This window comes from Paenibacillus sp. Y859 (assembly GCF_056786405.1).
On sequence record NZ_JBXCIZ010000011.1, the window covers coordinates 46864 to 67111 of the forward strand.

The following is a 20248-nucleotide window of genomic DNA, read 5'->3' on the forward strand; positions in this document are numbered from 1 at the left end:
CAAAATGTACGAAATGCGCTTCACCCATGGTATGAGGCAGTAGATGAAACCTCAGAATAGAACAAAAGAAGGGATTTGGCATGAAGCGAAAAGCTTGCGGTCCGCCTTTAAATCCGCATTCCCTTCCCACCCTCAATAGTCACTTCCGCATCACGTTTAGACCCTCGTAAATATTCATATACTCACGCGCTGAGACGTCCCAGCTATAATCGCCATGGGATGCATTCTTCATTATCCGTCCCCAAGGTTCTGGCTGATGATAGAACGACACGGCACGGCGAATCGTATGCATCATATCATGCGCATTATATGCACTGAAAGTAAATCCATTTCCTTCTCCCGTAAACTCGTTATAGGCATGAACGGTGTCATTCAAACCTCCTGTCTCACGAACCACAGGGATGCTACCATACCGTAGAGCCAAAAGTTGACTAATTCCACAAGGTTCAAACTTGGATGGCATAAGGAATAGATCACTAGCGGCATAACACTTACGTGATAACCCTTCGTTAAAGGTAATCAGTGCTGAACATTTAAGGGGATATCGCTGAGCGGCTTCCTTGAACCAACGTTCGTAATAAGGATCACCCGTACCCATCATTACCAACTGAATATCGTCATAATACAACATTTCATCTAGAATTCTTATGACTAACTCTAGCCCCTTAGAGTCCACTAGCCGAGTGACCATAGCAATCAGAGGTACCTTAGGTGCTATGGGCAGACCTAATTCCCGCTGAAGTTCAATTTTATTCTCTCTCTTCAAATCAAAGTTCAACTGATAGTTAGTGTGAATGTTGGGATCATTAGCTGGATTATAACTCTGCGTGTCAATCCCATTTACGATCCCTGTCAATTTACCCCCTAATGAAGTTAGCAACCCTTCTAGTCCATATCCGTATTGGGAGGTCTGAATTTCCTTCGCATACGTAGGGCTAACAGTTGTCACATGATCAGAGAATTGAATACCTGCTTTCATAAAGCTAGCTTGTCCGAAATACTCAACACCAAGATAGTACTGATTATCCAACTCTAATAGCTCCCCCAACATTTCATATGGGAATATCCCTTGGTACAGTAAATTATGAATAGTAAACACAGTACGCATATGTGAGTAAAAAGGATCATGTCGATACTGAGCTTGAAGTAACAATGGGATCATCGCTGTGTGCCAGTCATGACAATGTAAGACATCTGCTTGGTAATCGATCTCACGAATCACCTCAAGAACGGCCCGATTGAAAAAGGAAAAGCGCTCTCCATCATCCGTATATCCATATACATTATCTCGTCCAAAATAATATTCATTATCAATAAAATAAATTGGAATACCATCCTGAATCATGACTTCAATCCCGCAATACTGATTTCTCCAACCCATCTGCACGACGATTTCACTCACAGGTATCATGCTATCACGGTATTTTTGATGGATTCCCCGGTATTTGGGTACAATAACAGCAACCTCTACCCCTTGTTGATGGAGTGCCTTAGGAAGAGAGCCAATGACGTCTGCCAATCCCCCTGTTTTGATAAAGGGTACCGCTTCCGCTGCAGCGAATAACACTTTCACAATTCATCTCTCCTTCTAACTTCTCTTTTATAAATAAGCATACTGAGCGACGGAATCGTAATGGTAAAACTCTGTTTCTGATGATGCCAAGGAACATTCTTTGTCTTCACCCAATATTCAATCTCTTCGCCTTCTCCTCCGAACTCGGTTTCGTCACTATTAAATACACACTTATATACCCCTTTTTTCAAAACACCTATGCGATATTCTCGTCTTACAATAGGTTGAAAGTTAATGAGAATGATGAGCTCATCACCTGTTTTCTTTCCTTTTCGTATATACGAAAGCACACTCTGTGATGAATCGTCTGCACTAATCCACTGATGTCCCTCCATCACATGATCCAGCTCCCAAAGTGCTTTTTCATTTAGATAGAAATGGTTCAATGCCTTCGTATAAGACTGGGTTTGACGATGTTTATCGTACGCCAACAACAACCAATCTAATTGTTCTTGATCTCTCCATTCGATAAATTGTCCGAATTCACCGCCCATGAAGAGTAGTTTCTTTCCTGGTTGAGTCATTTGATATCCAAGCAAACAGCGTAGCCCAGCAAATTTCTCCTCATAGCTCCCAGGCATTTTATTCAAAAGCGACTTCTTGCCATGAACAACTTCATCATGTGATAGGGGTAAAGCGAAATTCTCTGCATATGCATAACAAATGGGAAATGTAAGCAAATGATGTTTGGAAGGTCTATCCCAGTAAGGTTGTTCTATGTATTCCAGCGTATCGTTCATCCAACCCATATTCCACTTGTAATTGAATCCTAATCCTTGGAGATCCACGGGGGAAGTAACACCCGGCCATGCACTAGATTCTTCCGCCATCATTAATGCATGGGGGTGGTAACGAAAGATCGTCGTGTTCAGCTGCTTCAAGAAAGCGATCGCTTCCAAGTTCTCCACTCCACCAGCCTCATTCAATTGATGTTGCTCTACTTGTTTATCGAAATCAAGTCGGATCATACTCGTGACTGCATCTACGCGAAGCCCGTCAATGTGAAACATATCTAGCCAGAATAAGGCATTTGAAATAAGGAATGATATGACCTCTGGCTTCCCGTAATCAAAGGATAATGTCCCCCAACCCAGTTTCTCAGCTTTAAAGGAATCTTCATATTCGAAACATGGCGTGCCATCAAACATCCGTAAACCATGGGCATCTTTAGCGAAATGAGCCGGTACCCAATCCATAATGACACCAAGTCCTGCTTGATGGCATTCATCAACTAAAAACATAAATTCATGTGGAGTCCCAAAACGACTACTTACTGCAAAAAATCCTGTTCCTTGATATCCCCATGATAAATCGTAAGGATGTTCGCTCAAAGGCATAAATTCAATATGCGTATATCCCATTTCTTTCACATACGGAATGAGTAAGTCGACCATTTCGGAGTAAGAATATAATGTACCATCCTCCTTCTGTCTCCAAGTGCCTAAATGAACTTCATATATGTTAAGTGGTTTTTGAAAAGGTTGTCCTAATTGTTGACACCATGCGGAGTCATTCCATTGGTATCCATCCAACGAAGACACTACAGATGCTGTAGCTGGTCTAACTTCTGCTTGAAATGCATAAGGATCTGCTTTGAGGAAACTTTCTCCTTCTGGACCCGTGATTTGATATTTGTATAATGTTCCAACAGTTACATCTGAGAAAAAGCGACTCCATAATCCGGTTTTGGGCATCTTATGTAATAAATGATTTAAGCCATTCCAACCATTCATATCTAACGCTAATCCCACGTGAGTTGCGCGTGGTGCCCATACGGTAAATCGGACACCATGAAGTCCATTTTCTATGGTTGGGTGTGCACCAAGGAAACGGTAACTATGGTTGGATGTTCCTTCATGAAACAAAAAACTATTTTGGTCTGAAATCAATTCCAGCGTACTGTTCTGATCCATCAACTTATCACCTTCTTATTCAATTATAGTCATCATTACCCCTAGCCTATTCCAATCAGAGTGAAAATATGAATGATATTTAATTATTATCCTTGTAATATTTCATGATTATTTCAATATACTCCTTTCATGTGGGATTAAAGAGCTTTACGTATTACTACATTGCACAACAATTAGGAGGGAACAACTTGATTAGAAAAGAATGTATTGCTATGTTACTTGCGGGTGGAGAAGGTCGCAGATTAGCACCTTTTACAGCGGAGATGGCCAAACCAGCAGTGCCATTTGGCGGTCATTATCGTATTATTGATTTTCCTCTTAGTAACTGCGTTAACTCCGGAATTAAAACAGTTGGTGTTCTGACCCAGTACGAGGCAAACTCATTACATGATCATATTGGCATTGGTGAACCTTGGGGATTACACAACAACGAAGGCGGCGGCGTTTCACTTCTGCCATCTTATAGAACGGGGACTGATTATTCAGGTACAGCAGATGCTATTTACAAAAATATCGATTATATCGATCGTTACAATCCTGAACATGTGCTCATTCTGTCCGGAGATCATATTTATCACATGGATTATAACGAAATGTTACTGCAACACAAGAGTAAGAATGCACAAGTCACCATTTCTGCTATGGAAGTTCCTTGGAAGGAAGCTAGTCGTTTCGGTATTTTAGGCATAGATAGCGATATGCAGATCAATACTTTTAAAGAAAAACCAGCACAACCTGACAGTAATTTAGCCTCTATGGGAATTTATATTTTCAAATGGGAATACTTAAAACAACTATTAATCGACGATGCTTCTAAACTGACTTCTTCTCATGACTTTGGAAAGGACATCATTCCAACGATGTTATCCAAACAAGATCTCCTATTCGCCTATAAATTTGATGGATACTGGAGAGATGTAGGCACGATTGATAGCCTTTGGGAAGCGCATATGGATCTATTGGATGATAATGTTGATTGGGAACTACATAAGAGCAACTGGCCTATGTACAGTCGTCCCTGGCACACAAAGATAAGTCCCCCGAAGAATAAATCCGGGAAAATTTCAAACTGCATGATGTCTGACGCTTGTACTTTAGATGGAAGTGCTGAAAAATCAGTCGTTTTTGGCGGGGTTGAGATCGGTAAGAATTCAGAAGTTAGAGATAGCGTCATTATGCCCAACGTTAAAATCGGGCGTAATGTTACTATAGAATATGCAATTATTGGCGAAGGAGCCGTTATAAAGGATGGTTCTGTTATTCAAGGTTCTGCAAACCATTTGTTTGTCGTTGGACCTCGGGAGATCATATTTCAAAAGTCGATTGTACCCACATTACGAACACAACCTGTCCGTTTGCTTAAGGAAGCATATGAGAACTCTGCGCTTCTTCGTGCTGAATTGTTATAATTCAAACATGATGATCTTTTAATAAATACAAGTAAGAGCGAATTCCTCTATTGTGAGGATTTCGCTCTTACTTGTTGTCCTTGAGTTCCATCATATTCAATCTAAACAGATTCAGCCACTAATGGTAACATAACCCTAACGGTGGTACCCTCTCCCAGGGCACTAAAGATTTCCAGCGTTCCTTGATGTTGTTCCACAAGTTGTTGGGATATCGCAAGCCCCAAGCCGGTTCCTCCATTTAAAGGATTCACTTGGAAGAAGCGATCTCGCACTCTGTTAAGATGTTCTTCACTAATGCCCAAACCGTTATCTTGAACATCCACTTCCACTTGCCCAGGATAACAATTTAATACAATACGGATATCGCTATTTTCTTCTGAGAATTTAATAGCATTGTCAACGAGGTTCAAGAAGACCTGTTTGAGACGGTTACCATCTGCGAATACGATCGGGTTCTCATCCGATTCTAGAACAAGCTTAATAACCTTCTTCTCCGCTTTTGTCCACATATTCAACATAATTTCCTGAAGTAACTCTTTGAGAACAACTTCCCCAACGACAAGCTTCATCTCATTTTGCTGAAGTTTGGAGAAGTCCAATATTTCTTCAACTAAGCCAATTAGCCGTTCCGTCTCTTTAGAAATAATCTGCATGCCGATCTCAGTCTCTTCAGGGTCATATCCTCCTGAAGTGACAGTCTCACTCCATCCCTTAATGCTCGTTAGGGGTGTTCTTAACTCATGAGAAATGGAGGAGATGAAATCATCTTTGATCTGATTACCCCTAATAATTTCTTCAGCCATATGATTAAGTGTGCTTGCCAATTCACCCAATTCATATTTGTAATCGCCTTTTACTCGGACCTTATACTTCCCCTTGGCCATTTGTGCTGACACCGCAGTAATGTTATTCAGAGGCCTAACGATTGAGTTCGCAAGTCCTAAACTGAATGCAAGTACGACAGCTAATACTGACATCCCAATTCCGACCGATAGCATAGTTACATTCAATAACTTATCATTTAAGGTTTTTAATGACGTGGTATACCGCAGAACAAAAGTATCTTCTCCACCAATTTGTATCAGTTTACTCACGGACATGACATCTTCATTCGTTGAAGGTTGACGCCCTATCCATCTACCTATATTTCCTGAAATAGCTTGAGGGATATCACTCGTCGTTATCGTTGTATCTGGATTAAATTCGGTTGTATTGATAAGTACCTTGCCCTTTGTATCCAAAATTTGAAGTTCGGTATAGTCCAACTTAAAGTTGGCTAGCATGTCTGATAATAAATCAATGTTATCTTCCTCATAGAGCAGAAACTTCTGATAGAATCTTTCTGAATTTCTTACAGAGCTAGATATATGGCTGTACACACTATCATAGTAATACGTTCTTATTGCTAACAGAAAGATGACTTCCACAAGAAGTAGTGCCGTGAACACTACAATGAAATAGTGTAAGACGATCTGTCTGCGTATACCTTTCTTAGTCATTGGACATAGCCCTTCCATTTATAACCATGTCCCCATACGGTTTGTAGATATTCTGGTTCTGAAGGGTTTTCTTCAATCTTTTGACGTAATCGACGAATGTTCACATCCACAATCTTCGGATCTCCCATATATTCTCTTCCCCACACATGATCTAACAATACATCCCTACTTAGTGGAGTCGTTTCTTTCTCTAGGAAAAATTGAATCAGTGAAAATTCAGTTGGTGTTAGTTCAATAACGATACCGTTCTTCTTGAATTGTTTCGAAATTAAGTCCAACGCGAAAGGTCCCGAGTTAAAACTAACTTTTGCTGAATTCTGCCGATGAACACTTACACGTCTCAATAATGATTGAATACGAGCAATAAGCTCTGTTGGACTAAATGGTTTGCTGATATGGTCGTCAGCACCTACAGATAGTGCATACACTTTATCTTGCTCCTGCACTTTGGCTGTTAAGAAGATGATCCCAATCCGTTCATTTGTCTCTCTAATTCTTCTACACACTTCGAATCCATCAATCCCAGGAACCATAACATCTAGAAGTGCAATATCGATATCTGGTATCGTTGTTAATTTGTCAATCGCTTCATAACCATCTGCGGCTTCAACAACTTCGAACCCATTCCGCTTTAAATTAATGACGATAAAACTACGAATAGATTCTTCATCCTCCAAAATTAACACTTTACTCATTCGCGGCTTCCTTTCCTTTCGATTGGAGCTACATCCGTCTCCACTTTTTTATTTTTATTTAGCTCGAGATCTATGTCATAACTTTTATATGCAATCACTTTATCGCTAGCACGAACCAATAACTCCCATGTGCTATGGTCATTGTTCCACTCTTGTTGCGTAAAGAATTTGATCTCAGCTACCGTCTTATCTGTATCTAACATCTTAAATCTTAAATACTCATCTTTATTAGATTCGTTATCAATCGTAATGTTGTGATGCCATTCTGGCGAGAAGAAATTCAGCATAAATCTATTCTTATGATCATGATATTGCTGTCTAACAAAACTCATTCCTTCTTCTCCATCCCATTGATAGTAAGAGAAGAACCAAGGTATCTCTTCAAAGCTATAGTGTTCCCACCCTATGGGCGTCTCTAAGACACCAACCTCAATAATACCATCAGAATTGACGTCTTCACTGTAAATCTGGATATCTTTATACGTCTGATCCATATTGAGAACAGGAATTAACTTATTCTCCTCCATGACAATAACTTCAGTATAGAAATACCCCGCGCCTGATCCACTCGCCGCATCTAATATGATCCCTTTCTTATCTGTGAACACATTTCCTGCGACAACCTTGTAATAATTATTAAGCAATGGTTCCATTTCTAATTTATCTATCTCAACAAAATCGTCAGCAGCATATTGATAAACTGTCATTCGAGCATACTCATTTCGTTTCAACGATACGATCGTAAGGTCATTCAGACCATCTTCATTCAGGTCATCGATGACGAAGTGGGTATATGAAAAGTCATGCACTTTATCAAGAATACCAGCATTATAACTATATATAACGAGCCCACTCTGCTGCTCCTCTTCACCTCTTGAGAATCCAGCAACAATATCGATACTACCATCATTCGTTATGTCCAGAAATTGCAATGATTCAAGTACTTTACCTTCACCATCAAACGTTACTTGTTGGACCCAAGTTCCATTCTGATCCTCAAAAATAGAACCATGTAACGGAACTGCTGGATCGTTCGTCTGATAGAATACAACAACTTCCTTTTTACCATCATTATTCAGATCAACGAAACGTATAAGACTTGTATTATCATTCTTACGAGCACGAATCAAATCCGCCCCAAAGGGAAGTTGAGTTGTAATGAAAGAACGCAACGACTCATTCTCTGCAGAAATCTGTGGTGTCTTCATCAGAGAAACCGGATCACTTATAATGCTGCAACCTCCAAGAATAAAAAGGGTCAAGCAAGCAGCACACGCTCGAATTAAGCTTGATTTGTACACCCACATCACTCTTTTCTATATTGACACTCATTGATTTATATCATGTTCTTCTCTTGCTGTGTGAGACGACGACCTTTAACGTCAAACATTATTTTACCTTTAGAAAGACCAATAATTCTGCTTCCATATCTCTCCGCAAGTTCAAGGGGAATCACAGTTAATACCGTCACTCTCTCTTCTTTGCACAACGTTCTTAACTGTTCAAGCACGCTTTCAACCGATTTGGGATCTAGTCCGACGACGGGCTCATCTGCAAGTATAACCTTCGCTCCATGTACAAGAGCGCGTGCAATAGCAACCCGTTGACGCTCACCACCGCTTAATTGCCCCATCTTTAAATGAGCCTTCTCCAGAAGACCCACGTTCTCGATAACGTCCATTGCACCCATATAGTCATCTGAACGAACCATACCTGTCAACATACGCCACCATGGTGTCTGATTAGATTGACCAATGAGTACATTTTTTAGAGCTGTACGTTTCGGACTAAACTGCGGGCTTTGTTCTAAGTATGCCCATTCTTTTTTGAATTTCATTTTGCCAACTATCCCGAGACTAAGCACATCAACCCCATCTACATCGAAAGTTCCTTGATCCCATTTCATATCTAACGACAGGCAGCGAAGCAACATACTTTTCCCGCTACCACTAGCGCCCACTATCGTAATCAATTCCCCTTTATGGAATTGGATATTCACATCATGAAGAACAACATCTTTTTGTGCCCCAACAAATTTACTCAGACGTCCTATAGTAATCATCAATATGACACTCCTCTTAGTCCTTTCCTATTAGTGTATTGGAAAAGACGATAGATTTCCATGCGAACAAACATTCTATAGCTATTACTATTTCGACGGACGATACCGAAACCCTGCTATTCCAAACAATAAACAAGCTGACTTAGCAGTACAAGCACCAGCCCACTAACAATTAATTTCTTAAAGCCTAAAGCTCCTAGTACCTTTTCTGCCACGATCATCATCCCAAAGGATCCTATATACAGTGCGGCTGAATTCAAACCGTTCATCATTTCTGATACGCCCATCTGGTCTAATAGAATGGCTAACAACGGAAGAAGCCTCCCTTGCGTTATTCCTGTGACTACAATGACAGCGATGAGTATGAGATAATGAGAACGTGTTACTTGGTGATGCGTAAGTTTAGTCATGTTAGTATCGATCGACACGCTGCTGCCTCCCTTAAACTATTCCACATTATAGTGGACAATAACGATCTGAACAAGCGATAATAAAAGAAGTGTACGAAATGATGGAAAGGTATGAATGACATGGATTATAAAGTAAATGTTGATGTATCATCGATCTATGAACTCATGGCAAGTTTTATGGTATATACTTCAAAAAAGTGGACTGACAACATGGATATTGGTCCTGATTGGATTCACCAGGTAGATAATCAACTTTCAGCAAACGTACGTACCGCATTAACTCCGGTTTCTTCTTGGCCATTCTCTGATTTTGATGTGTTGTATATCTGGATCATCCATAGACAAACAGGTGACAATGTTGATCCTTTTCTTGAACAAATACATCATTGTAGTGCCGAATCCCTATTCAATATAGCGAATCCATATCTGCCTACCTTGTCTATTGACGATATAAGACGGATACGTGATAACTATGTACCTTTGTTAAAACTATGGTATCTTCACTATTTCAAAGACATTGAACACGAGATTAAACCTCTTCTCGAAGAAGATGCTTTGGAAAAGAAAACTCTATTGACCAAAATGGATCCCGAGAATTTAATTGAATACGCTTCCGGTGGTCTCATAGTTGAGGATATGCAGGATTTAGAAACGATTGTGCTCTTCCCTACAGTTCATAATCGTCCTATTAATACGTTTTGTTTCTATACGAATATGCTACTTATTCAATATCCTGTAGATGTACCTGAAGATAATGAAGAAGAGCCACCTATGTGTCTTACTCGTATGACCCATGCCCTTGCTGATCACAATCGACTTCGTTTACTTCGATATGTCGCAGATCAACCCAAGTCGCTTGCTGATATGCACCGTGACCTGAAGCAACCTATGGAGTCACTGATGCACCATCTCATGATTCTACGAGTTGCCGGGTTCCTACGTATTCATCTCAGCGATCGCAACAACGACAAATTCAGTATCCGTCCCGATGGTGTAGCAGAACTTCGAATGTTCTTAGAATCATATATCCAGCTTTAGGAGTGAAATTTATTGAATACGCGTCAACAAATTCTATTTGATCTGGATGATACACTCATTCATTGCAACAAATATTTCGGAGTTATTCTCGATCAATTCCTTGAGTTAACACATAACTGGTTCAGTGATTATGAACTAACAACCGAAGATATTCTACAGAAGCAAATTCAGATTGATATCGCTTCGGTGCAGGACGTTGGATTTAAAAGCGGTAACTTTCCTGAATCACTCATCCATACTTACCGTTACTTTAGTTCTAAATTCCAGCGGCTAATTCATCCTCATGAGGAAGATCAACTCTTTCAGTTGGGCCTTAGCGTATACGATCTAGAGGTAGAGCCCTATCCAGGAATGGTTGAGACACTCGAATTACTTAAGAGCAATGGTCATCAACTGCATCTCTATACAGGCGGTGAGACAGTCATTCAACAACGGAAGATTGATCAAATGAATTTAAGATTGTATTTCGATGATCGCATTTATATTCGTGAACATAAGAATACAGATAGTCTTGAGCAAATATTACGAAGTGGGCACTTCGATCGTTCATCCACTTGGATGATTGGTAATTCCCTTAGAACCGACGTCATGCCTGCATTAACTGCAGGAATCTGTAGCATTCATATTCAAATTTCGAATGAATGGGAGTATAACATTATTGAACTGGAAAGAACTCCTAATCAAATCCTTTATACAGCTAACTCCATTGATGAAGTCCCTCGATGCATCGCCCATAAAATAGATCTTGAAATGAAACAACGGACCCTAGGTTAAAGGGGTCCGTTGTTTGGAGCTATGGCTCTACCATGAGTTCGCCTGTCTCCAAGCTCTTTATAAGAAGTTTACCTTCACTTGGTGTTCCATCCTCCAAGGAAAGCTTCAACTTCCCTGTCTTCCCCTTCTCAATAAGTGCTTTCACTTGTGTATCGGTTAATACTCGCCCACAATTTTCTTTCCAGATGACAAACTTACAACCTTCTTTATAATGAGAGCAGCCATAACCTTTACGCCCCATGAATATCATCCCACCACAACCAGGTCGTGGACACTTGCCAATGATTTGAGGAGCCCCTGTAGAAGACTCAGTATCTGAGGTTGAGCTTGCTTTAGTGGCTACTTTGTTTCTCTTCGCAGAAGCTGATTTCCCACTAGCTGCTTGAGTCTTCGTGGTAGTTCTCTGTGTTGAGGGCTCACTCTCAAAAGATGTCTTATCCGCTCGAGATTGCACACGAACCTTGTCCACGATCATCGTAGCGAATTTCTTCACATTGCCCATAAATTGCTGATCAGACGCAGTACCACGAGATATCTCGTTCAATCGCCGTTCCCACTGCCCTGTCATTTCAGGCGAAGTTAGAAGTTCAATACCCGCACCGCGAATTAATTCGATAACCATGCGACCTTTTTGCGTGAGTTCAATTCTTTTGCCTTGCATCCCTACATAGCCTACCCCCTTCAGCCGCTCAATGGTAGCCGCTCGAGTTGCTGGCGTTCCTAAACCAGAGTCTTTCATGGCATCACGTAACTCTTCGTTCTCAATCTGCTTGCCCGCACTTTCCATCGCTTTGAGAAGAGTTCCTTCTGTAAAGTGCTTAGGCGGTTGAGTATCCTTCTCTTTTACGATTGCATCTGTGCATGTAACACTATCATTTCGCATAATGGAGAATGGTTCATTTACTTCATTTTCCTCTTCGTCGTCTTCTTCCTTATCCTTTGCGTTCGACTTCTTGACAACTTCCTTCTTTTGATCGGAAATGATGATCTTCCAGCCTAAACTTAATAGCTCTTTAACCGTTGTTTTGAACATCTCGCTTTCCACTTCCGTCATCACGGTATGAACCTTATATTCAGCCGCTGGATAGAATTGTGATAGAAAACGACGCACGATGAGATCATATAACTTCTGTTCGTCTGGACTAAGATTGGTTGCCTTACGATGAGTAGGCATAATTGCATGATGATCCTCTACTTTTGAAGGATTACAAATCGCTTTATTACCAATATGAACTAAGCTACGATCTGCCCCCGCCACCAAATCGGAGTACACTGTACCTTGTAGAACAGACAATGTTTTATGCATTTCCGGTATGTTCTGTTCAGTCACGTAGTTTGAGTTCGTCCTTGGATACGAAATGACTTTGTGCTTCTCATAAAGTGCTTGCGCAATATCTAATGTCTTCTTAGCTGAGAATGAGTATTTCCCGTTAGCCTCACGCTGGAGAAGAGTCAAATCGTATAACTTATTGGGATGCTCTTTTGTTTCTTTTACTTCATAAGAAGCTATCACTCCATCTTGCCCCTTAACTTTAGCTGCTAAAGCCTCCATCTTAGGCTGATCCGTCATTCGTTCTCCTTGCCACATTCCTTTGTACGTAACTTCGTTTTGCGTGAAATGGGCTTCCAAATCAAAGAACTTTAATGATGAGAAGGCTTCAATCTGTTTCTGCCTATCGTAAATTAACGCTAGAACAGGTGTCTGTACCCTCCCTACGGATAACAGCACATTATGCTTCGTCGTAAACGCCCGAGAACCATTCATCCCAATCAGCCAATCCGCCTCACTACGCGCCCTTGCCGCTTTGGTTAAGTTCTCATACTCGGACCCCTCTTTTAACTCGGCAAATCCTTTCCTGATCGTTTCAGGAGTTAAATCCGATATCCAGAGCCTTTTGACAGGCTGAGTTAATTTCAAGTGACGCTGAATGAGTGAGAATATATGCTGACCTTCTCGCCCAGCATCGCATGAGTTAATAAGCAAATCACTTCGTTTAGCTAGTTCTTCAATAACTTTAAGTTGATCAAGTGTTCTTGCATTAGGCACCAACATAAATGGATCAGGAATAATAGGGAGATCTTTGATATTCCATTTCTTATACTTTTCATCATATGCATCTGGCTCTGCTAGTCCAATTAAATGACCTATGGCCCACGTAATAATATATTGTTCTCCTTCTAAATAAGAACGATAGTTTTTTGCCTTGGGCTCAATTGCGGCAGCTATATTTCGACCCATATCCGGTTTCTCCGCAATAATGAGTGTCTTCAATAGATTGTCACTCCTTACATACTAATTCATTCACTTTTAGAGGTTGTTCAAAAAAGTCCTCTTTTGAACTCACACTTTTAATATATCGTATCATATAAAAGTTATGTAAACTATGTTATTTCTCAATCTATGAAATCTGAGGTTTTGGTAACCTGTGTTAAACTACCAATAAGAATAATATTTTTTATGTATATTCTTTTGAATATTTTAGCGAATTTTGTCGATTAATATACTGTGAAAAATGTAATTAAATAACTTTTATTCTATTGGAAAATCTATCAAAAGAATAATAAGTGGTTTTATATTACTTTTTAGTTGACAACAGACTACAATTAGGAATAAAATTCAAAAGAAGAATAGCATAAAAAGTCGAATAATAGTTTTTTTGTCGAATTTTATGTTTTACTATAAAGGGGGAAATGAATATGTTAAAAGCAACAGGAATTGTAAGAAAAGTAGATGAATTAGGTCGTATTGTTTTACCTATAGAATTACGTAGAACACTAGGTATTGAAATTAAGGACGGATTAGAAATTTATGTAGATGGAGATCGTATTGTACTTAAGAAATATGAGCCTTCTTGTATCTTTACAGGAGATGCAGAGAACCTTGTTTATTTCAAAGGTAAAATGATTAGTAAAACGGCTCTTGAAGAAATGATGGAAGTATATAATCAGAATTTCTCCAAGTAGAACCATTTAATCTGATATAATTGAACAATAATAGGGCTGCCCCCTAAGACCACATTCTGGTTCTTAGGGAGACAGCCCTATTTCATATTACTTTCGTATATAAGTACAGAAATGATGATCATAGTGATTCTTGTCATCTCGGATTCCACGTGTTTCCTCAGTTAAAGTCCAAACAGACCAATCTGTCTCTGGAAAAACAGTTTCACCTTCAAAGTCAGCATCTATTCTTGTCACAAGCAGTCGATCCGCAAGGGGCATCCATTGTGCATAAATCTGAGACCCACCTATGACCATTAACTCCTGATCTTGTACAAAGTCTAACACCTCTTCTACCGTACGAATAACATGCGCACCTTGTGCTGTATAGTTCGGGTCACGTGTCATGATAATATTCATCCGATCCTTTAAAGGCTTACCACCGAAGGATTCCCATGTTTTCCTCCCCATTACAACTGGTTTCCCAATCGTTTGCTGTTTGAAGAAAGCCATATCATGTGGTAGATGCCAAGGCATTCCGTTGTCTTTCCCCACAACACCATTTCGTCCCATTGCCCAAATCATAGTAACAGTCATGTCTGTTCACCCTCCCCTTCTATATAGCGACTGGAGCTTTTATTCCAGGATGATATTTGTAATCAATGAACTCGAAATCTTCGAAGCAGTAATCAAAGATAGAATCCGGTTTACGTTTAATTTCCAATGTTGGGAGATCATAAGGCTCGCGTTGTAGCTGTCTGTCCACTTGCTCCATATGATTACAATAGATATGCACATCGCCACCAGACCAAATAAACTCTCCAACCTCTAGTCCGCACTGCTGAGCCACCATATGCGTAAGTAGTGCATAACTCGCAATGTTAAACGGAAGCCCTAAGAACGTGTCTACAGACCGCATGGTGAGCATACAGGATAACTTCCCGCCAGCTACGTAGAATTGGAACACAAAGTGACATGGAGGTAGCTTCATATTATCAATTTCGCCCACATTCCACGCACTAACAATATGACGCCGTGAATCAGGGTTATTCTTAATCGCTTCAATGACGTTTGCCAGTTGATCAATTTTCTCACCGCTAGTCGATTCCCACGCTCTCCATTGAGAACCATAGACTGGACCTAATTCACCATTCTCGTCTGCCCATTCATCCCAGATCGAGACGCCATTTTCTTGCAAATACTTTGTATTCGTGTCCCCACTAATAAACCATAGCAACTCATGGATGACCGACTTCAGATGAATTCTTTTAGTCGTTAACAAAGGAAATCCTTTGGATAGATCGAAGCGAAGCTGGCGACCGAATACGGATACCGTACCCGTACCTGTCCGATCTTCTTTTGGTGTACCATTGGCTAAAATATCCTGTAACAATTCTAAATAGTTTTTCATTGTTAATACGCACCTCACAATTATTCTATATCTGTAATTTTTTTATGATCCAACATTATACGACTACATTCATTATCATCGTAAACACATCGTTTAATAGATCATCTATACTTACTTCTATTATAACTACAATCCGAACCCACTGTCACTTTAATAACTACTCCAGTATTCTGTATCTCTCGAAGGCGTTGAACGATGACTACTCTCTTCTTCCCTTCCCAACTAATGCAGTTCTTTCTTACCTGTTTTTATTTGTAGCTCTTTAATACTAGGAAATATTTTATGCATTGAATAATAATTATAAAGGATCCTCAATATGTTCCGCTCTAGATCCTCCAACACACTCTCATCTCTAAGCTATTTTATTAATAGGCTGCCATGCCAGCACATTGCCCTGGCTAAATGTCCGTGGTGATCCAGTCTTAAGGCAGGTCGCTTTAATCAGTCCATTGCGAATAGAATTCACCTCAATACGACGCTGCGTGATCTTACCTGATCGGTCCATATATACAATTTCAACGACTTGACCGACATATTTTACTGGCATGACATTCACCCCTTTTCTCGAACGTTCGTTCTTATTATATGCGAATATACGTTCTTTATTCAAGTAAATAATAAAAAAATATCATTTTATATGGTAACATCTACCTAGTTCTGATAGACTAAGTTTGTCATATATTATCATATTTAAGGGAAATAAAGCATGCGGATGGCTATAAGTTTATTAAGCTTTTTGGCTTGTGGTATGTTGATTATACTAGGGGTAGTATCTTTGATTAGGAAAAAGGGAACCTCCAAAAAGATGTTTCTATATTCGCTGGCTAGGTGATGTGCTCCCATCATAGTAGACAGTAGAAAAGACAAAAACACCTCCTGCCCCTGCAGCCAGCAATCAAAGTGTCACCCTGCTGTTGCGCGATGGCGAAAAGATAACGGGAGTAGCGGAAGTATCGAATGATCCCGAACGCGCCAAGGTACGGACGTCAGAGGGTCCAGTGTGGGTACCTTGTGCGGATATACAAAAGGTTTCTAAGGTAAAAAATATGTTTCAGTAAATTAATGGCCACATGGGTGATTGAATCTCTGTGGTCATTACCTTTCTCGCTCTAATCTTTAAGTTAATAATTACCGCCTGATGAGTCTGCAGGAATAGACGAAACCTACCGGACATCCCGGGATGGTCGCGGAAGTCCGCCCCACGGTCGCAGTGCACGGTGCCCGTATTACATAGATATTTGATCTTGGGAGCTGTTCGATTTGGATATAATCCGAAAAATTGAAGAACTCCGGTTAGAATTGAATAAACTATCTATGATTAAACAACTGGCTGACCGGGAAATCATAGAAACTAGTCAGCGTTTAGATGAAGCACTGAATCAATTCACCATGCTTAAGCAGAAGCCTATAAAATGAAATAAGGGAGTCGCGCAAGCGGCTCCTTCTTGGATTTAGTTCAAGAAAACTATACCCATCAAAAAAAATCCTTAGATGGTACTACTTCTTTAAACATAAAATCGCTATCAGACCACGATAACTGAGCGCGTCCAAAAGTCGGCCCTTTGAAATATTCCATCTTTATATCGCACTTCTTACCAGCTTCTAGCCAAATTCGACCTGTCAACTCTCCATCTCCCTGGAGCTCCCAATGATCAATTATTAACTCTTTATTGATCCATAGTCACGCACCATCATCTGAGTAAATATGAAAAGTGTAGAACAGCAGAAAAAAAGGAGGAACGTAATTACGTTCCTCCCTTCTGATAATATTTATGCTTATTATTTTTTACGAGGAGCTATCGCGTGAATAGGATTACCAAGACCTAACTCAGCAGCTTCCATCACGATTTCACCCAATGTTGGATGTGCATGAATTGTCAATGCGATATCTTCCAAAGTAGCACCCATTTCAATAGCTAAACCAAGTTCAGCAATCAAGTTGGAAGCTTCAATACCAGCAATATGGCATCCTAGTACAAGATCTGTACCTTCTTCAGAGATTAGCTTCACGAAGCCGTCTGGGCTATTCAGAGATAGAGCACGACCGTTACCGGCAAATGGGAATTTAGCTACAACAACTTTGTAACCTTTTTCCTTCGCTTCTTTCTCAGTATAACCAACACTAGCACATTCAGGATCCGTAAATGCTACTGCAGGAATACATTTGTAATCAACAACAGATGTAAGACCACCAATCACTTCCGCAGCTACTTTACCTTCATATGAAGCTTTATGAGCAAGTGCAGGACCTGCAACGATATCACCAATAGCAAAGATATGCGGATAGTTAGTACGTCCTTGATGATCTACCTTCACTAGACCACGATCATCCATTTCGATACCTACAAGATCAAGACCAAGTTCACCATCCGTATTCGGACGACGACCAACGGTTACAAGTAAGTATTCAGCAGTAACTTCCTTCGTTTCTCCACCAACAGAATATTTAACTGTAACATCTTTATCTGTTTGTGTAGCACTTTCTGCCTTCGCACTTGTAATAATCTCAATACCTGTTTTCTCCATACTCTTCACAACTAGCTTAGTCATATCCGGATCGAAGCCGTTTAGAACGGATTCCAAGCCTTCAATGATCGTAACCTTCGTTCCAAACTTCGAATACATTTGACCAAGTTCTGCTCCGATGTATCCTCCGCCAATAACAATCATCGTTTTTGGAATTTCAGGTAAGTTCAACGCTTCCGTAGAAGACATGATACGACCACCGAAAGGAAATGGTTTAAGTTCGATTGGACGAGACCCTGTAGCAATAATACAGTTCTTGAAACGGTAACGTGGGGATTCGTGATCGTTAAAGACACGAGCTTCGTTCTCATTGATGAACATACATTCACCATTGAATACTTCTACTTTATTCCCTTTAAGTAGACCAGCAACTCCACCAGTCAATTTCTTAACAACACCATTTTTATATTCTTGCGTCTTAGAGAAGTCTACCTTCACATTATCAGAAGTCACACCAAATGCTTCGCCATGTTGTGCAGACTCATATTGATGAGCAGCAGCGATCAAAGCTTTGGAAGGAATACATCCACGGTTAAGACATACACCGCCGACTTCAGATTTATCTACGATAAGTACCTTCTGGCCAAGTTGAGCAGCTCGAATAGCTGCTACATAACCACCAGGACCTGCACCAATTACTAATGTATCGATATCTAGAGAAGCGTCTCCTACTACCATGATTAAACCTCCATTACTAGCGACTCAGGATTATTGAGTAGCGATTTAATATAGTTCATGAAATGTTGTGCAGTAGCGCCGTCAATAATACGATGGTCGAAGCTTAAGGACAATGCCATTACTTTGGCTGCCACAATTTCGCCGTTCTTAATTACTGGCTTGTCAGAAATACGACCTACACCCAAGATAGCAACTTCAGGGAAGTTAATAATTGGAGTGAAGAACATACCACCAGCAGAACCAATGTTGGAAATTGAAATCGTGCTACCTCTCATTTCGCTCGCGCTCAATTTACCATCGCGTCCACGAATTGCAAGGTCAGTAATAGCTTCAGCAATCATCCAGATGCTCTTACGATCAGCATCTTTAATAACTGGAACGATCAAGCCTGTAGGCGTATCCGTTGCAATACCGATGTTGTAATATTTCTTGTATACAATTTCATTACTTTCTTCATCAATCATCGCGTTAAGAGCAGGGAATTGACGACTTGCGGCAACCAATGCTTTTACGATAAATGGTAGATAAGTAACTTTGATTCCTTTTTTCTCTGCGATTGGTTTCATACGAGTACGGAAATCAACCAGATCAGTTACGTCTACTTCGTCCATAATCGTAACATGTGGAGCGGTATACGCTGATTTAACCATCGCATTCGCAATCGCTTTACGAATACCCTTGAATGGAACGCGTTCTTCTTCAAGACTAACATTACCCGCAACAGTTGTTGTGCTGGATGCTTGTGATGTAGCTTCTTCAGATGCACTAGCGGCTGCTGGTGCTGCAGTTGCCTGACCACCATTCTTGAAGGATTCAACATCTTCCTTCGTAATTTTACCATTCGTACCTGTACCCGTTACATTAGAGATATCAATCCCTTGCTCACGAGCGAATTTACGAACGCTAGGTGTAGCTAGAATGTCTTTATTAGGAGCGACTGGAGCAGCTACATCAGCAACTACTGCTGGTGTAGAAGTTGTATCCGCACTACCTTTTGCAACATCTGCTTCTTGTGTAGATTGTGCTTCAGCAGGAGCATCTTCTTGATGAGGGATATCGCCTTCAGCATCAATAATTGCAACGACATCGCCGATACGACATACTTGTCCGTCCTTCGTTAGTACTTCAAGTACTGTACCATTCACTGGACTTGGAACTTCAATGACCGCTTTGTCATTCTGTACTTCCATGATGATATCATCATCCGTAATTTTATCGCCTTGCTTGATATGCATTTTAATAATTTCACCTTCATGTAAGCCTTCGCCTAATTCAGGGAAACGATATTCAAATTTAGCCAATGTGTTTACCTCCTTGTTT

Annotated in this window: 18 protein-coding genes and 1 pseudogene; 5 read left to right on the top strand and 14 right to left on the bottom strand. The window is 40.3% G+C overall.

Features of this window, described 5'->3' with window-relative positions; all coding sequences use genetic code 11:
* Positions 1-139 precede the first annotated feature (139 nt).
* Positions 140-1573 carry a glycogen synthase GlgA gene (glgA, locus tag AC1TO8_RS18550; RefSeq protein WP_482057117.1) on the bottom strand — a complete coding sequence of 478 codons (1434 nt, stop codon included), beginning with the start codon at positions 1571-1573 and terminating at the stop codon, positions 140-142.
* Positions 1570-3489 (bottom strand): 1,4-alpha-glucan branching protein GlgB, encoded by a 1920-nt coding sequence (gene glgB, locus AC1TO8_RS18555; protein ID WP_482057118.1) that lies wholly within the window; start codon positions 3487-3489, stop codon positions 1570-1572. Before glgB ends, glgA begins: the two co-directional genes overlap by 4 nt.
* A gap of 185 nt (positions 3490-3674) precedes the next feature.
* On the opposite strand from glgB, the gene AC1TO8_RS18560 reads away from it, so the two are divergent.
* The gene (locus AC1TO8_RS18560; RefSeq protein ID WP_482057119.1) at positions 3675-4895 is read left to right on the top strand and encodes a glucose-1-phosphate adenylyltransferase; all 1221 of its coding nucleotides are present in this window, start codon (positions 3675-3677) and stop codon (positions 4893-4895) included.
* Positions 4896-4996: 101 nt separating this feature from the next.
* Here the strand turns inward: AC1TO8_RS18560 and AC1TO8_RS18565 are convergent, their stop codons facing one another.
* The 5 genes and pseudogenes from AC1TO8_RS18565 to AC1TO8_RS18585 all read right to left on the bottom strand — a co-directional run.
* Complete coding sequence (locus tag AC1TO8_RS18565; RefSeq protein ID WP_482057120.1) at positions 4997-6394, bottom strand: sensor histidine kinase; 1398 nt, start codon at positions 6392-6394, stop codon at positions 4997-4999.
* On the bottom strand, positions 6391-7089 hold the full coding sequence (locus AC1TO8_RS18570; protein ID WP_482057121.1) for a response regulator transcription factor: 699 nt from the start codon (positions 7087-7089) through the stop codon (positions 6391-6393). The genes AC1TO8_RS18565 and AC1TO8_RS18570 overlap by 4 nt, the downstream gene beginning before the upstream one ends.
* A complete protein-coding gene (locus AC1TO8_RS18575; protein WP_482057122.1) occupies positions 7086-8297 on the bottom strand; it encodes an FG-GAP repeat domain-containing protein in 1212 nt (403 codons plus the stop codon). The genes AC1TO8_RS18570 and AC1TO8_RS18575 overlap by 4 nt, the downstream gene beginning before the upstream one ends.
* 128 nt (positions 8298-8425) lie before the next feature.
* Entirely contained in the window at positions 8426-9151 is a 726-nt protein-coding gene (locus AC1TO8_RS18580; protein ID WP_482057123.1) for a phosphonate ABC transporter ATP-binding protein, read from the bottom strand.
* 122 nt (positions 9152-9273) lie between these two features.
* Positions 9274-9561: pseudogene (locus tag AC1TO8_RS18585) on the bottom strand (MFS transporter); the annotation flags it as partial.
* A 120-nt stretch (positions 9562-9681) separates the two neighbouring features.
* Between AC1TO8_RS18585 and AC1TO8_RS18590 the strand changes: the two are divergent.
* Both AC1TO8_RS18590 and AC1TO8_RS18595 read left to right on the top strand, forming a co-directional pair.
* Entirely contained in the window at positions 9682-10599 is a 918-nt protein-coding gene (locus AC1TO8_RS18590; RefSeq protein ID WP_482057124.1) for an ArsR/SmtB family transcription factor, read from the top strand.
* A gap of 12 nt (positions 10600-10611) precedes the next feature.
* A complete protein-coding gene (locus AC1TO8_RS18595) occupies positions 10612-11373 on the top strand; it encodes an HAD family hydrolase (protein WP_482057125.1) in 762 nt (253 codons plus the stop codon).
* 19 nt (positions 11374-11392) lie between these two features.
* On the opposite strand, the gene AC1TO8_RS18600 is transcribed toward AC1TO8_RS18595, so the two are convergent.
* The gene (locus AC1TO8_RS18600; RefSeq protein ID WP_482057126.1) at positions 11393-13645 is read right to left on the bottom strand and encodes a type IA DNA topoisomerase; all 2253 of its coding nucleotides are present in this window, start codon (positions 13643-13645) and stop codon (positions 11393-11395) included.
* A 425-nt stretch (positions 13646-14070) separates the two neighbouring features.
* On the opposite strand from AC1TO8_RS18600, the gene AC1TO8_RS18605 reads away from it, so the two are divergent.
* A complete protein-coding gene (locus AC1TO8_RS18605; RefSeq protein WP_482057127.1) occupies positions 14071-14337 on the top strand; it encodes an AbrB/MazE/SpoVT family DNA-binding domain-containing protein in 267 nt (88 codons plus the stop codon).
* 87 nt (positions 14338-14424) lie between these two features.
* Here AC1TO8_RS18605 and AC1TO8_RS18610 read toward each other — a convergent pair whose 3' ends face one another.
* From AC1TO8_RS18610 to AC1TO8_RS18620, 3 genes are all read right to left on the bottom strand, one after another.
* The gene (locus AC1TO8_RS18610; protein WP_482057128.1) at positions 14425-14910 is read right to left on the bottom strand and encodes a dihydrofolate reductase; all 486 of its coding nucleotides are present in this window, start codon (positions 14908-14910) and stop codon (positions 14425-14427) included.
* Positions 14911-14929: 19 nt separating this feature from the next.
* The gene (gene thyA, locus AC1TO8_RS18615) at positions 14930-15724 is read right to left on the bottom strand and encodes a thymidylate synthase (RefSeq protein WP_482057129.1); all 795 of its coding nucleotides are present in this window, start codon (positions 15722-15724) and stop codon (positions 14930-14932) included.
* 352 nt (positions 15725-16076) lie between these two features.
* Positions 16077-16271, bottom strand: coding sequence for a hypothetical protein (locus AC1TO8_RS18620; RefSeq protein ID WP_482057130.1), 195 nt, complete (start codon positions 16269-16271; stop codon positions 16077-16079).
* A gap of 713 nt (positions 16272-16984) precedes the next feature.
* On the opposite strand from AC1TO8_RS18620, the gene AC1TO8_RS18625 reads away from it, so the two are divergent.
* On the top strand, positions 16985-17140 hold the full coding sequence (locus tag AC1TO8_RS18625; protein ID WP_482057131.1) for a Spo0E family sporulation regulatory protein-aspartic acid phosphatase: 156 nt from the start codon (positions 16985-16987) through the stop codon (positions 17138-17140).
* Between the two features lie 58 nt (positions 17141-17198).
* Here the strand turns inward: AC1TO8_RS18625 and AC1TO8_RS18630 are convergent, their stop codons facing one another.
* From AC1TO8_RS18630 to AC1TO8_RS18640, 3 genes are all read right to left on the bottom strand, one after another.
* Complete coding sequence (locus AC1TO8_RS18630) at positions 17199-17399, bottom strand: PA14 domain-containing protein (RefSeq protein WP_482057200.1); 201 nt, start codon at positions 17397-17399, stop codon at positions 17199-17201.
* A 104-nt stretch (positions 17400-17503) separates the two neighbouring features.
* Positions 17504-18928: a dihydrolipoyl dehydrogenase gene (gene lpdA, locus AC1TO8_RS18635; RefSeq protein ID WP_482057132.1), complete on the bottom strand. Its 1425-nt coding sequence runs from the start codon at positions 18926-18928 to the stop codon at positions 17504-17506.
* A gap of 2 nt (positions 18929-18930) precedes the next feature.
* Entirely contained in the window at positions 18931-20229 is a 1299-nt protein-coding gene (locus tag AC1TO8_RS18640; protein ID WP_482057133.1) for a dihydrolipoamide acetyltransferase family protein, read from the bottom strand.
* Positions 20230-20248: the final 19 nt, after the last annotated feature.